Source organism: Mycobacterium marseillense (genome assembly GCF_010731675.1).
Lineage (GTDB): Bacteria > Actinomycetota > Actinomycetes > Mycobacteriales > Mycobacteriaceae > Mycobacterium > Mycobacterium marseillense.
In genome coordinates, this window is record NZ_AP022584.1 from 4,562,651 (window position 1) to 4,575,373 (window position 12,723).

The 12,723-nt window shown below is 65.5% G+C and carries 12 protein-coding genes and 1 tRNA gene; 6 read left to right on the plus strand and 7 right to left on the minus strand.

Going from position 1 to position 12,723, the window contains the following annotated elements:
- The first annotated feature begins 636 nt into the window (after positions 1-636).
- The gene (locus G6N26_RS21305; protein WP_014379124.1) at positions 637-1,332 is read left to right on the plus strand and encodes a TetR/AcrR family transcriptional regulator; all 696 of its coding nucleotides are present in this window, start codon (positions 637-639) and stop codon (positions 1,330-1,332) included.
- Between the two features lie 433 nt (positions 1,333-1,765).
- Here G6N26_RS21305 and G6N26_RS26230 read toward each other — a convergent pair whose 3' ends face one another.
- Positions 1,766-2,137 carry a hypothetical protein gene (locus G6N26_RS26230; protein ID WP_044059196.1) on the minus strand — a complete coding sequence of 124 codons (372 nt, stop codon included), beginning with the start codon at positions 2,135-2,137 and terminating at the stop codon, positions 1,766-1,768.
- A 107-nt stretch (positions 2,138-2,244) separates the two neighbouring features.
- Positions 2,245-3,714 carry a rolling circle replication-associated protein gene (locus G6N26_RS26605; RefSeq protein WP_014379125.1) on the minus strand — a complete coding sequence of 490 codons (1,470 nt, stop codon included), beginning with the start codon at positions 3,712-3,714 and terminating at the stop codon, positions 2,245-2,247.
- A gap of 173 nt (positions 3,715-3,887) precedes the next feature.
- On the opposite strand from G6N26_RS26605, the gene G6N26_RS21320 reads away from it, so the two are divergent.
- Positions 3,888-3,955 (plus strand) — tRNA-Phe (locus G6N26_RS21320).
- 174 nt (positions 3,956-4,129) lie between these two features.
- On the opposite strand, the gene G6N26_RS21325 is transcribed toward G6N26_RS21320, so the two are convergent.
- Positions 4,130-4,969, minus strand: a complete 840-nt coding sequence (locus G6N26_RS21325) for a mycofactocin-coupled SDR family oxidoreductase (protein ID WP_083014812.1) — start codon at positions 4,967-4,969, stop codon at positions 4,130-4,132.
- A gap of 151 nt (positions 4,970-5,120) precedes the next feature.
- Positions 5,121-5,675, minus strand: a complete 555-nt coding sequence (locus tag G6N26_RS21330; RefSeq protein ID WP_167526026.1) for a TetR/AcrR family transcriptional regulator — start codon at positions 5,673-5,675, stop codon at positions 5,121-5,123.
- Positions 5,676-5,847: 172 nt separating this feature from the next.
- Between G6N26_RS21330 and G6N26_RS21335 the strand changes: the two genes are divergently transcribed.
- Complete coding sequence (locus tag G6N26_RS21335; protein ID WP_083014819.1) at positions 5,848-6,048, plus strand: ferredoxin; 201 nt, start codon at positions 5,848-5,850, stop codon at positions 6,046-6,048.
- Between the two features lie 40 nt (positions 6,049-6,088).
- Positions 6,089-7,369 (plus strand): cytochrome P450, encoded by a 1,281-nt coding sequence (locus G6N26_RS21340; protein WP_083014823.1) that lies wholly within the window; start codon positions 6,089-6,091, stop codon positions 7,367-7,369.
- Positions 7,370-7,374: 5 nt separating this feature from the next.
- Here G6N26_RS21340 and G6N26_RS21345 read toward each other — a convergent pair whose 3' ends face one another.
- Entirely contained in the window at positions 7,375-7,806 is a 432-nt protein-coding gene (locus G6N26_RS21345; RefSeq protein ID WP_083014826.1) for a tautomerase family protein, read from the minus strand.
- A 50-nt stretch (positions 7,807-7,856) separates the two neighbouring features.
- Complete coding sequence (gene pdxR / locus G6N26_RS21350) at positions 7,857-9,269, minus strand: MocR-like pyridoxine biosynthesis transcription factor PdxR (protein ID WP_083014829.1); 1,413 nt, start codon at positions 9,267-9,269, stop codon at positions 7,857-7,859.
- A gap of 84 nt (positions 9,270-9,353) precedes the next feature.
- Between pdxR and G6N26_RS21355 the strand changes: the two genes are divergently transcribed.
- Positions 9,354-10,241 (plus strand): class I SAM-dependent methyltransferase, encoded by an 888-nt coding sequence (locus tag G6N26_RS21355; protein ID WP_308208244.1) that lies wholly within the window; start codon positions 9,354-9,356, stop codon positions 10,239-10,241.
- Between the two features lie 98 nt (positions 10,242-10,339).
- Here the strand turns inward: G6N26_RS21355 and G6N26_RS21360 are convergent, their stop codons facing one another.
- The gene (locus G6N26_RS21360; protein WP_083014835.1) at positions 10,340-12,049 is read right to left on the minus strand and encodes a CocE/NonD family hydrolase; all 1,710 of its coding nucleotides are present in this window, start codon (positions 12,047-12,049) and stop codon (positions 10,340-10,342) included.
- A 61-nt stretch (positions 12,050-12,110) separates the two neighbouring features.
- Here G6N26_RS21360 and G6N26_RS21365 point away from each other — a divergent pair, with 61 nt between their 5' ends.
- A complete protein-coding gene (locus tag G6N26_RS21365; RefSeq protein WP_095576529.1) occupies positions 12,111-12,710 on the plus strand; it encodes a TetR/AcrR family transcriptional regulator in 600 nt (199 codons plus the stop codon).
- Positions 12,711-12,723: the final 13 nt, after the last annotated feature.

Consider the following 12,723-nt stretch of genomic DNA (forward strand, 5'->3'; position numbering starts at 1 on the left):
CGGTTCCGTACCTCGGATACGTCAGTACGTAATCCATTGGTATGCAGATCATTTGACGTTGGGCATGGGTCATCGCTGGCTGCTGACAAGCTCACGAACGCCGTAGGCGAAATGCCAGCCGGGAACTCAGCCTGATCGGCTCATCGCGAACATGATCGTGCATTTCCCGACTCATCAGATCGTCGTCCAGGTACGAGCAAGTGCGAGGGGGATAGTGACGTGGACGAACGCGGCCCTGGTCGACCGGGCGTCCTTGGTGTGTGCGCTTGGCAATACCGCGACTGGCCAGCCGGATATCCCGAACCGCACGCCTCCAGAGGTGGGTTTTCGTCAGCGAAATCGGCACATTCATCAGGATTTGACGTCTTTCGTCCGTGAGGTCGCCGCGCCGAGGCAGAAGCTGGATCCTTCGATAGCCACGCGGCCGGCCGACTGGGGGCAGCACCGTCGACTCCCCCGGGTCCCGAACCGCTCGACCGGTTGCCTGATCACCAATCCTCCTTCGGTGCTTGGCCTACACCGCCAAAGTGTACTCATAGTATCGCTACGATACTACTAGTATCGTTCGACGGATTGAATGGCTTCCCCGGTGCAATTCGCTGCGGGCCAGGTTCGTGGGGGGTTTACGGTGACTACGTGGAGCGTGACGCCGAAACCTCGGTAGATGAAGACGACGACGTCGACCCACGCCGCCTTCGGTCACGGACCCGATTGCTGGATGCGGCGACTAAACTCCTCAATGCCGGTGGCATCGAAGCCGTCACCATCGACGCGGTCACCAAAGCCTCCAAGGTCGCACGCACCACGCTGTATCGGCACTTCACCAGCTCCACCCAACTGCTGGCCGCCACATTTGAACGGCTGCTACCGCAGGTCACCCCACCACCTGCTACGGGATCATTACGCGACCAACTGATCGAGCTGTTGAGCCGACAGGCGACCCTCTTTCAAGAAGCGCCGCTGCACGTCACCACGCTGGCCTGGGTCGCGCTCGGGCCAACACCGGACGGCACAGAGGAAACCTACGATCGCAACGCGCTCCGAACACGGATCATCGACCACTACCGCCAACCGTTCAACAGCCTCCTAGAAGGCCCTGAAGCCCGAGCCGGCCTCGACGACTTCGATCTAGAACTGATCCTGTGCCAACTCGTCGGCCCGGTGGCGTTCGCTCGACTCACCGGGCTGCGCGCAGTCGATCGCCGAGATTGTGAACGTATAGTCGACGATTTCCTCACCGCGCACCGCCGCCCGGCAGACACACCCCCTTCGCGGCCCTCGGCCCGGAAATCCTCGTCCGGCATAAGCCATTCCGATCAAGGCGGCAACTAGCTCGGCAGACGGTCGACGATGCATAGCCCGGATCGGGCTCGCGCACACTGCGCAACTAAAAAGTGTCAACGGCAAGCGAAAACTGATCAGCTTGCCGCGCAGTGGTCAGTATTCAGTTGCCGCCGACAAAAAGTCGATTCCCAGTCGGTATGCGGGCCCGCAGGGCACGAAACGCTATCCGCGCCAGCGACGCATCGAGACAGAAGTGAACGACCCGATCGAAGTGCGGCGTGACGGTAGGTGTTCACCCCGATGTCAACCACAGGACCGGGAACACGCGTTCGCCACGATCGGACAAGCCGGAAGGCAGCAGCACCGAATCACCGGGATACATCATGCTGTCATGCACATCGCATCACACCGGCGTTGGGGGACATCCACCCTCAGCGACCCACGTGTCTTTCGTGGCCAGCTTAAGAGCAGACTCATTGCCTCAGTCAGCATCAGTAACACGTTCGGCGCCAGCGGCTTTTAGCAGCTGGTCGCGCGCTTCATGAAGCCTATCGAGGGCGCTCTTCAAGTCGAGAGCGGCGTCGGCCAATTCAGAGCGGGCCGCCGGGTCGCCGTGTGAAGCAAGGCTCGCGGTCGCCGACGTGAGCGCCCTAACGTGGCGCATGACATCAATGGTGTAGCGAGCGGTCCGCATCGCGGTGGCACCCTCGGTTCGCTGGAGATGATCTCTCATGAGACCTAGCCAATCATCGATCGTGTATCGATCGAAGTTGTACATCGCGTTGAGCACCCAGCGTTGCCAGGCCGGTGGGCGTTGTGATGACGTCCGGAGCAGGACCGGAGGAGTAACCATGATCGAAATTTTAGGGCGCGAAACCGGCGTTTTCGACGGTCAGAATAAAGAATGTATGACGTGACGAACCCGAGTGCGCATTGTGGCAATGGATGAGTTCGGCTGCTTTATCTAGGTGACGCCCCCGACACTGCGGCAGCTAGGTTGGACGCAAAAGCCGGACCGTCATTCACTAGTGCGTATCCGCCCGCGAGGCCTCCTTGGCTGCAGAAGGCTCGTCGTCGGCGCACCCTCCGGAAGGTCACGACGCCCGTGTACTGACCAACGCGGGGGACCAGGCGAGTGGCCGTGCGCGGCACGACGGCGGTGGGGAAGCTGCTGCCGGGATTGCCGTATATCGCTTGGCTACGTGACCAGCGTCGCACGATCCGGCGCGCAGCCAGGTATGCGTCCTGAGCTACCTCTACAACCGCAATGGCCTTCTTGAGTCCGCAGACACCCCAGAATCGGCCGGGTCCGCGCCCAGGTTGCTGCCACAAATTGGGCACGATATGCTGATATTCCTTGTCGCCGTTGATGTTTGGCGATGAGTGTTTGGTGAAGTAGATAGCCAGGCGTTTCGGGTCACACGCACGTAATCCGTTGCGAACATCGATGGCCGTGCCAGCGAGCAAATGGCGCTCGCGCTGCTCGGGATCCGGATGGCCGACGATCTCCGCCCATTCGCGCGAGAGCCAGTCGCGGAATTTGACGCCGGATCGGCCTACCGCATGCGGCGGAGCCATCCAGAGGTGAATGTGCGGAGCGCCGCGGCGTTGAAATTCCAGCTTCCAGATGTAGCGGGCCGGTTCACCCCATTCCCGTTGAAAACGTTTGCGCCACAGCATCATATGCCGCTTTACGCTAGCCCCATCAGGTGCTACAGATTCCCAGTCGCCGGGGTAGGTCAAGGTGACCATTGCAGGGACACGGTCGCACTCCACCAGTGGCGTGTAGTCGAGCTCGGCGAAGGTGCGACACATTGCCGCGCGCGACTTGCGAGACCATTCGGTGATCGCACGGGCTGCCGAGTCGGGAATGTTGCGACCGGCCTCAATGCGATCAACCTCTGCCGTCACATCGAGGCGGTGTCGTTTGACTGCACGCTCAGATGCCTTTTCCGGACGCACCGGGTTGGTCCAGCCGAGTCGGACTACACCGGGGCCGATCGTGATCCGAAATCGGCCGGACTCAGGTTCTACGCCCAGCCGGCCCCGCCCTCGCGCCCACGGCCCCGCCGGTTCAAAGAGTGCTGCCGCCGAGGCCACCAGCTCGGGCCTTGGGAACCGCAGTCCGAGGGCATCTGCCGCCGATAACTGCGCATCAACACCGCCCTCGGCGGCATCGCGGACACTTTTGGCACATATAACAAGCCCGTTGGTCCCAGCCGGAACACGGCCTACGCCGCTCCCGCCGTCCGACCGACCGCTACCGCTCTCGCGCCCTGCGGCCCTGGCGGCCTCGGGCACTCGCGGCCTCCCGGCGTCCGCGGCTCCGTCCGTGTTCCGGCTGGCCGTTCGGCTTGTGTCCGGCCGAAGAGTGGGTCGCTCCGCGGTCGTGCTCGTTGGACGGGCGGTCGACCTCGTGATGCTGGGCATCGCGCATCTGCTCCCCGGGAGCCCTCGGCGCGCATCACTGAGTGAAGGGCGATGAAGGGGTCCCTGTCGGGAGTGCTGTCACCGTGTCCGGTTTGTGTCCGATCGTCGGACGGGCAGCCTGCGTCAGACGCGCTCAGCGCGCCGCATTTGACGCATGAACGACGTTAAACCGCAGGCCAGTGGCCATTCCGTCCGCCTGAAAAGCGGAAGGTCGGCGGTTCGATCCCGCCCCTGGCCACCACGATGGTGATCGCCCATGATCATCGAGATGGAGCACGAGGTTGCCGCGGCGCAACCGGCTCATCGGCCCTCGCAAGATCCAGGCAAGCGTTCTGCTCCGGCCGGTCCCAGGACAGTCAGCAACGACAGCAGTGCCCGCGGGGCACTGCTGTCGTCGGTGGGGGAGCGAAAACCCTTACTTGAGCATGCTCCCGGCGTCGACGGTGACCGGAAGACCTGTGATGTAACGGGATTCGTCGGAAGCCAGGAACAGCACGGCGTTGCTGATGTCCGCGGGCTCGACCCAACCGATGGGCAGCACGTGCATGAACTGCGCGGCGACTTTGAGGTCATCGGGCCCGGGATTCTTCAGGTCGGGCCGGAACAGCTTCATCGTCCCCTCGTTCATGAACATGGGCGTGTTCACGTTGGTGGGGTGCACCGAATTCACCCGAATGAAGTGCTCGCCGAGTTCGACGGCGAAGGTGCGCATCAAGCCGACCACGCCGTGCTTGGCGGCGATGTAGTGACCGGTGTGCGGATAGGCCTTGAGGCCGCCGACCGAGCTGGTCAGAATGATCGAGCCGCCTTGTCCCTGGGAAATCAGGTGCGGCACACCGGCTTTGACGGTTTTCCAGACGCCGGAAAGGTTGACGTCGATCATGTCGCGCCAGTCGTCTTCACTGGTCTTGTCGAGGGTCTGCCCGCCGTTGCCGATTCCGGCGTTGGCGCAGATGATGTCCAGCCGGCCGAGCTGCTCGACGCCGCTGTCCACCGCCGCCTTCAGCGCGTCGAAATCGCGCACGTCGACTTCTGCGGTCACGATGCGCCGGTTGAGGCCCTTGATAAGGTCGGCCGTCTCGGCTAGATCATCCGGTGTGGACGGCGGGATCTCGCTGCTGCTGCTGATCGGCGTGCAGATGTCGACCGCGATGATGTCGGCGCCTTCCTGCGCCAGGCGCACCGCGTGGCTGCGGCCCTGGCCGCGAGCCGCCCCGGTGATGAACGCGACCTTGCCCTCGACTCTTCCACCCATGACAGCACCTCACTTCGACCTGGCCGACAGTTGTTTGTCGATCGATCAGGAAGGGTGGCACCATTCCGTCGCAGTGTCAACAGCCGCGCGTCGAAGGGCGGCCCACATTCCGGCAGTGACGCTCGCGCCCGCGTGCAGGCGGCGATCGGTGCTAGCTGCTTGGGGTCGACGCGGCCGCCGGTGTCGCCAGCAGGCTCAGTTGGCGCTCGACGAACGCGCGCAACTCGTCGTGCCCCTGGGTGACGCCGACGGCGCTCTCGTTGCACAGGCTGCGCGCCACCTGCGCGATCAGCATCGAGATCGCCACCGGAGGATATTCCTCGAGATCGACCCCGTTGGCGCGCAGCACCATGGTGACCGCCGCCGTCTCGATGTCACGAACCCGCTCGGCGTAGGCCTTGAGTTCAGCGCCAATTGCCTTGCGGTGGTTGGCCAATGCCATGAATTCGGCGTTGAGGGCCGTCACTGCGGTGTCGCTGTTCATCACCCACAGGGCGCGCAGGGGGTCGTCCTCGGCCAGCAGGGCGCGCATGTGTGTGAGCGCGGTCTCGGCACCGGTCCGCAGCACCTCGACGAACAAATCGTCCATTGTCGGGAAGTAGTAATAGACCAGCGCCTGCTTGACGCCGGCCTCGGCGGCGACCCGCCGGGAGGTGGCCGCGGCATAGCCTTCCTCGCGCATGATGCGGGCGGTGGCCTCGATCAGCTTGCCGCGCGCGCCGGCGTCGGGATTCCTCTTGGTTTGGCGCGCCGCCGCGCGGTTGGGCGTGCCGGGTTTGCTTGACCGGTCCGCGCGATCCGTGGTAGGCATACCGCATCCTAGCAATTTGGTCGATCGATCAGTTGCGGAGTCGCAAAGAGGGGACGGAGGGCGCCGTATGCGTGTCCGGGTGGAACCGCGCCTGTGTGAGGCGCACGCCCTCTGCGTGGAGATCGCCCCCGAGGTTTTCGACCTGGGCGATGACATCGCGACCTGCGATGAAGAACCGGCTGGAGCGTTGCGCCACAGCGTGGAAGCCGCGGCGGCCGCCTGTCCGCGCCAAGCCATCAGCGTCGTCGCCGGCGACGCATCAGCGTGATGCACTGCGCTTTTCGGTGTCAAGAAAAGGAATTGGACTCATGACCGAGCTCGCCAACGTCGACTACTTCACCGACGCCGACGTCGCGCAAGACCCCTATGACTACTGGGAGTACCTGCGCAACCAGGGACCGGTGTTCCGCGAACCCCACTACGGGGTCGTGGCCGTCACCGGCTACCAGGAAGTGCAGGCGGCCTTCAAAGACGTGGATTCCTTTTCCGCGGTCAACGCGATCGGCGGCCCGTTCCCGCCGCTGCCGTTCACCCCGGAAGGCGACGACATCAGTGAGCAGATCGAAGCGCATCGCCACGAATTCCCGATCTTCGAGCACATGGTCGTCATGGACCCGCCCGAGCATGAAAAGGCGCGTTCCCTACTCGGGCGGCTCCTGACCCCGCGCCGGCTGCAGGAAAACAAGGACTACATCTGGCAATTGGCCGACCGGCAATTCGACGAGTTCATTGCCAACGGCCACTGCGAATTCCTCAGCGAGTACGCGAAGCCATTCGCGACGCTGGCGATCGCCGATCTGCTCGGGGTCCCCGACGAGGACCGCCCGGAGATCCGCCGCAATCTCGGGGCCGGTAATGCGCCGGGCGCCCGGGTAGGCGCGTTGGATCACGAACCGGTGGGCAGCAACCCGTTGCAGTATCTCGACGATCTCTTCAGCGCCTACATCGACGACCGGCGACAACGGCCCCGCGAAGACGTGCTGACCGGCCTGGCTACCGCGACCTACCCCGACGGGTCGGTCCCGCCGCTGTTGGAGGTCGTCCGGCCGGCGACCTTCCTGTTCGCGGCGGGGCAGGAGACCGTGACCAAACTGCTCAGCTCGGCGGTGCAGGTCCTCGGTGACCAGCCCGAGTTGCAGCAGCGACTCCGCGCCGACCGCAGCCTCATCGGGACCTTCATCGAGGAGGCGCTGCGCATGCAGAGCCCGACCAAGGTCGACTTCCGACTGGCGCGTAAGACCACCACTCTGGGCGGGGTGCACATCCCGGCTGGCACCGTCATCATGCTGTGCCTGGGGGCCGCCAACCGCGATCCGCGAAAGTTCGAGAACCCCAACGAGTTCCGGGCCGACCGAAAGAACGTTCGCGAGCACATCGCGTTCGGTCGCGGCATTCACACCTGCGCGGGCGCGCCGCTGGCGCGGGTGGAAGGACAGATCACCATCAACCGGATCCTCGACCGCACCCGCGATTTCACCATCAGCGAGGCCAAGCACGGATCGGTTCGCGGCCGTCAGTACCAGTACGAGCCGACGTTCCTGCTGCGCGGCCTGACGGAGTTGCACATCGACTTCACGTCGGCCGGCTGACCGCATCAATCCTCCGCCACAAGGCCGTTCACCTGCTGGTAGTAGATGACATTGCCGCCGCCGGCCCAATTCCCTTCAGGGATCTCGTGGATCAACGTCCACACATGAAAGGCCATCGGGCCTTGCGCCTCGATTCTCGCCGCGGCGCAGATAGCGGTGTGCACGTCGGCGGCCGGCTGTTCCTTGCGGTCCCGCGACAGTGCGCCGTCGAACACCGTGAGATCGACCCTGAACCGGGGCGCGCCCGGACCCCGACCGTCCACCGAGAGCGCCTCCGGGTCTAGCGCGTGTAGATACACCCACGTGTTGTCACGCAAAAACGGTGTGTCCGGGGCGCGTTCGGCCCGCAGCAACACGGTGACCAACTCGTCGGCCAGTCGATTCAGCGCGTCCTGATCCACCGAGCCACGCACGAACGTCACGTCGATCATCGGCATTGCCGCACCTCCTCGTGACTTCCTGCGGTATCGCTGGCCCAGCATCGAGGCTAGCCGCTACGGCCGGCCACGGTCGACAGGAACTGCCCGAGATGCGCGAGTGCCGTGGTGTATTCGTGCTCGGGCGGTGTCCCGTATCCGATGACGATTCCGTCCGTGTGGCGGCTTGTGCCGTGCCAGAAGGGGTTCAGCCCGGTGAGGGCGATGTCGCGTCCGTGCGCGACCTTCAACACGTCGGCCTCCGAAATGCGCTCGGGGAGCGCGACAACGGCGTGAAGGCCGGCCGAGATGCCCAACACCGGCATCCCGGGGGCGCAGCGGCCGAGGGCTGCGACGAGGGCATCGCGGCGGTTGCGGTAGCGCCGCCGCATCCGTCTGATGTGCCGGTCGAGCGCACCGGATTCGATCAACTCCGCGAACGTCAGCTGCGCGAGGACGTCGGTTCCACGGTCGGCGCGGCGCTTGGCTTCGACCACCCCGTCGACCAATGCGGCGGGCAGCGCGAGCCAGCCAAGGCGCAGGCCGGGCGCCAGGCTCTTGCTGGCGCTGCCCGCGTAGACGACGTGCTCGGGCGCCAGGCCCTGCAGCGCGCCGACGGGGTGGCGGTCGTAGCGAAATTCCCCGTCGTAGTCGTCCTCGATCAGATACGCGCCTCGGGCGGCGGCGATGTGCGCAAACTCGGTGCGTCGGTCGGCAACGAGCGTTGCACCGAGCGGAGCCTGGTGTGCCGGGGTGAGCACCGCCGCGGCGACGCGTTTGTTGAATCCCTCGGGCCGCGCACCCCCGTGGTCGACGTCGAGGGGCTCGACGGTGAGGCCGCTCGCCACCGCCGTCGCGCGATGGTCGGGCAGGCAGGGATTTTCGAGGGCGACCGATCGGGCCCCGCTCGCGGCCAGCGCGTCACACACCAGACGCAGCCCCTGCGTGAACCCGCTGCAGACGACGATGTGCTCCCCGGTAGTGAGCACGCCGCGCACTCGACCCAGATAGTTGGCCAGCGCCGCGCGCAAGCGCGGTGACCCCCGCGGATCCGCCGGCCCGAGCTCGGCGTGGGGAGTGACCTCGAGGACCCGGCGCAGCGCGCGTAGCCATTCGGCGCGAGGGAACATGCTGAGGTCCGGACGGCCGAGGCGAAAATCGGCCGCGTAGCGGTGGATAACCCGCGCGGGATGGGTCGGCGCCTGAAGGTGCGGGCCGCCCGCCACCTGGGTCGCCGCACCTGGACGGGTGCGGAGGTATCCCTCGGCTCCCAGTTGCGCATAGACCTCGACGACCGTTCCGCGGGCAAGCCCGAGTTGTGTGGCGAGGGCACGCGAGGACGGCAGCACTTCGTCCGCGGCGAGGCGTCCACCCCGGATAGCTTGTCGCAGAGCATCTTCGAGCGCTGCGCGCCGGCCCCGCCCCGGGGGAAGGTCAAGGTGCAGGTCGACTCCGGTATCGCGACTGGTCCAAGAATTCGCCATCGAATTGGACCTTACCGATGGGCCGGTCTGCTGGATAGCGTCGAATAGCGGGCAGTTCGTTGCAAAGGGGAGTCGATGGTTGATGTGGGCACTCGGCGCCTAGATCGCGCAGCGAGTTGGACCGCCGAAGTCAATGCGTTCCAGCGCGCAGCGGAAACGCTGCGGCCATCGGGGCGCCGCCTGGTGGACGACACGTACTCCCGGCGTTTCGTCAGGCACCGCGCGCTGCGCGCCCTGCTGACGCACTGGCGCTCAGCCGACGCCGCGCTTCGGATCTTCGACCGGCTGTGGGGAGGGCTGCACGCCCACATCGCGCTTCGGGTGCGCTACGTCGACGACGCATGTGAGACCGCGATCAGCGCAGGAATCAGCCAACTCGTGCTGCTGGGTGCGGGCTTCGACACCACCAGCCTTCGCCGGGCCGACACCCCGGTGACAATCTTCGAGGTCGACGCGCCGGCCACTCAAGCGGAGAAGCGACCGGTCGTCGAACGGTTGTTGCCACCGCAGCACCACTGCCGAATGCACTGGGTTGCTTGTGATTTGGAACAGAACGCGCTCCGTGAAACGCTGCTCGCCGCCGGCTTCGACCCCACCGCGGCGGCCCTCGTGGTCTGGCTTGGAGTTACTCCCTACCTGACGCGCGGCGCCATCGACGCGACGCTCGCCGACCTCGCCGGACTCTGCGCCCCGGGGAGTCGACTGGTTTTGGACCATATCGCGGCGGGCGTCGTCAGCGCCAGCACGCCGTGGAAAAGCGCGGGCCGGATCACCCGGATGGTAGCCAGGCGCGGCGAACCGTATCGCACCGACTTCACCGAGGCCGACCTGACCGTGACATTGGCAGAGCACGGATTTGAACTACGCGAGCACGTGAGTGTGCCTGCGCTCTTGCGGCGCTACGACCCGTCGCGCGCAAGCCGGCTGTCGGCCGACGACTGGCTCGCCGTCGCGACCGCAGAACGCGGATGAGGCGCGACCCGGCCACGCCCTGACGGCCCAGACAACCTGCAAGGGCCTTTCCACCTGCTGGCAGCAGATGACGTTTCCGCCGCCGGCACTGCCGTTGGCTACCCGAGCACCGGAATGAATAACCTCGAAGACGAGCGCACCGTGTTCAAGCTGGACGTGCCGACGCTGGCATGGCGGAAGTTCATGATCGCCGGTGTCGCTGGGTCCTGGTCGTCGCTGGTGAGCGTCAGGCGGATGCGCTGGCCTTTCTTGAACCGGCGAGCATTGGGCACCAACGGGATTCGATACTCGACATCCTCGCCCAGCGGCACCGCTTGCGGGTTTTTGCAGGGTAACACCGGCGCACCCGGGCGGCTGGCCGCTTCGTCGACCTCGCGCAAGCTGGCGCGCAACCAGCCTGCGGTCACGTCGGTCGCTTCCCCATCAGGCGCCACGTCGTGCAGCGTGGCCATCCACGCGGTATCGATCGCCGTCGCCGAGGCAACCAGCCGCAGCTCGACATCGCCGACCACATCGACATCCTGGCTCAGCGGCGCGCTGGTCCATGCCAACATCGACGGCGGATCGATCTCGCTGGCTTTGATGCGGCCCAGGCCTGATCCCAACACCATGAATTCGCGACCGCCCGGCTCCCCTTCGTCGGCATCCAAAACGCCGTCAGTGCGCAGGGCCAGCTCGCGATGCGGGGCTTGCGAGGGCGGCCAGGAGTCGGCAGTTCGCCACTCGTCGGCGCCCGGCAGGAAGTAGCGGATCGGTGGCCCCTCGGTGATCCCGGTGTCGCGCCCCTTCAGCCAATGGTCGTACCAGGCCAGCGCCTCGGTGTGCATGCTTTCCCATGGCCATGTCAGCCCGAACTCGCCGAGCATGCCCATCCGCACACACCCGTTGCCCGACAGCCGCTTCCAGGTTGCGAACGTCGAAGGCAGGTGTAACGGCACATTCTGCCAATCACACCCCAGGTAGACCGGGATGTCGATTTCCTTGAGCAGTGGCAGCAGGTTTCGCTCATCCCACCACTCGTCGCGCGTCGGGTGCTTGACCACCGCCTCCTGCCATAGTTCGTCCCACGGATGGGGATTGTGCGGCAGCCTGAGCAGTTGGCGCAGCATGGTGACCGCCGCCTCGCCGTTCATGGTCTCGAATTTCTTGTGCACCCTCGGGCTCTTGAGCACGCGCCGCGCCAGTCCGATTGGCTTGCTGCGCCACAGCTTGTCGCTGCGGTCGGCAGTCAGGCCCATCATGGCGAGAAACGGTGTGATGAAAGACGAACTCAACAGCCCGTGGTGGTTGGCGCCCTCGTACAGGTCGCTGGTCACGGCCAGGGGAAAGATCGCTTTGAGGTGAGGCGGCCGCTCGACGGCCGCCTCGAGCTGGGTCATCGCGAAGTAGCTGATGCCGATCATTCCGACGTTCCCGTCGCACCACGGCTGAGCCGCGATCCACTCCACTAAGTCGTGCACATCCCGGCGCTCCTGCGCGTCGAAGAAGTTGAAGGAGCCCTCGGAGCCGCAGGTGCCGCGGAGGTTGGCGATGACGTGCACGTAGCCGCGTGGCACCCAGAAGTCGGTCCTGCCGGCCTCGATGAACCCCGCGGGCGCGCCGAGATCCTGCATCTGCCGCGGATATGGCGAGGCTGCCAGCAGCGCCGGGAAGCGGCCGTCGGCATCGGGCCGGTGAATGTCGGCCAAAAGTGTTGTGCCGTCGCGCATTGCGATCGCGGTGTTGATGTCGGTGCGCGACGCGTACTGCGGCTCGCTGAGATTCCGGTATTCGCGGCCCGTGGTCTGCGGACCGTTGAGCGGTGTCATAGTTTCACGCTACGTTGAGATTAGTCTCAACGCAAGATGAAACTTCGGGTATGGTGAGGCGGTGCCGACACGATCGATCGTCCCGGGTCCGCGCGACGAGCGCGGTGTGCTGGCGGGGCGCATCCTGGCCGCCGCCCGCGACGAATTCGCCGAAAATGGCTGGGCCGGAACGGCAATTCGGGCCGTCGCCCGGACCGCGGACGTCGACCCGGCGCTCATCTACCACTACTTCGGCTCGAAGGAGGGCCTGCTTGATGCCGCCACCACGCCGCCGCAGAAATGGCTCGACGCGGTGGCCGCGACGTGGGCGACGCCCAAGGCCGACCTCGGCCGGCAATTGATCCGCACCGTCCTGGACACCTGGACCGACGACGAGGTCGGTCCGATCCTGCGCGCGGTGGTGCTGACCGCCGCCCATGAAGACAAGACCCGGGAGAAGCTGCGGCTGATCGTGGAGCGAGGTCTGATCGGCGGGTCCACCCTGGGGGCCGACGAGGACGAACGACTGCGGCGCAGCGGGCTGATCGCCACCCAGCTGATCGGCTTCGCGCTGTTGCGCTACGTCTGGAAGATAGAGCCGATCGCGTCCATGTCCGAGGACCAGGTGGTGGCGGCGATGGCGCCGAACCTGCAGCGCTATGTCGAGGGCGACATCTCGTAGGAGATAACGCAAC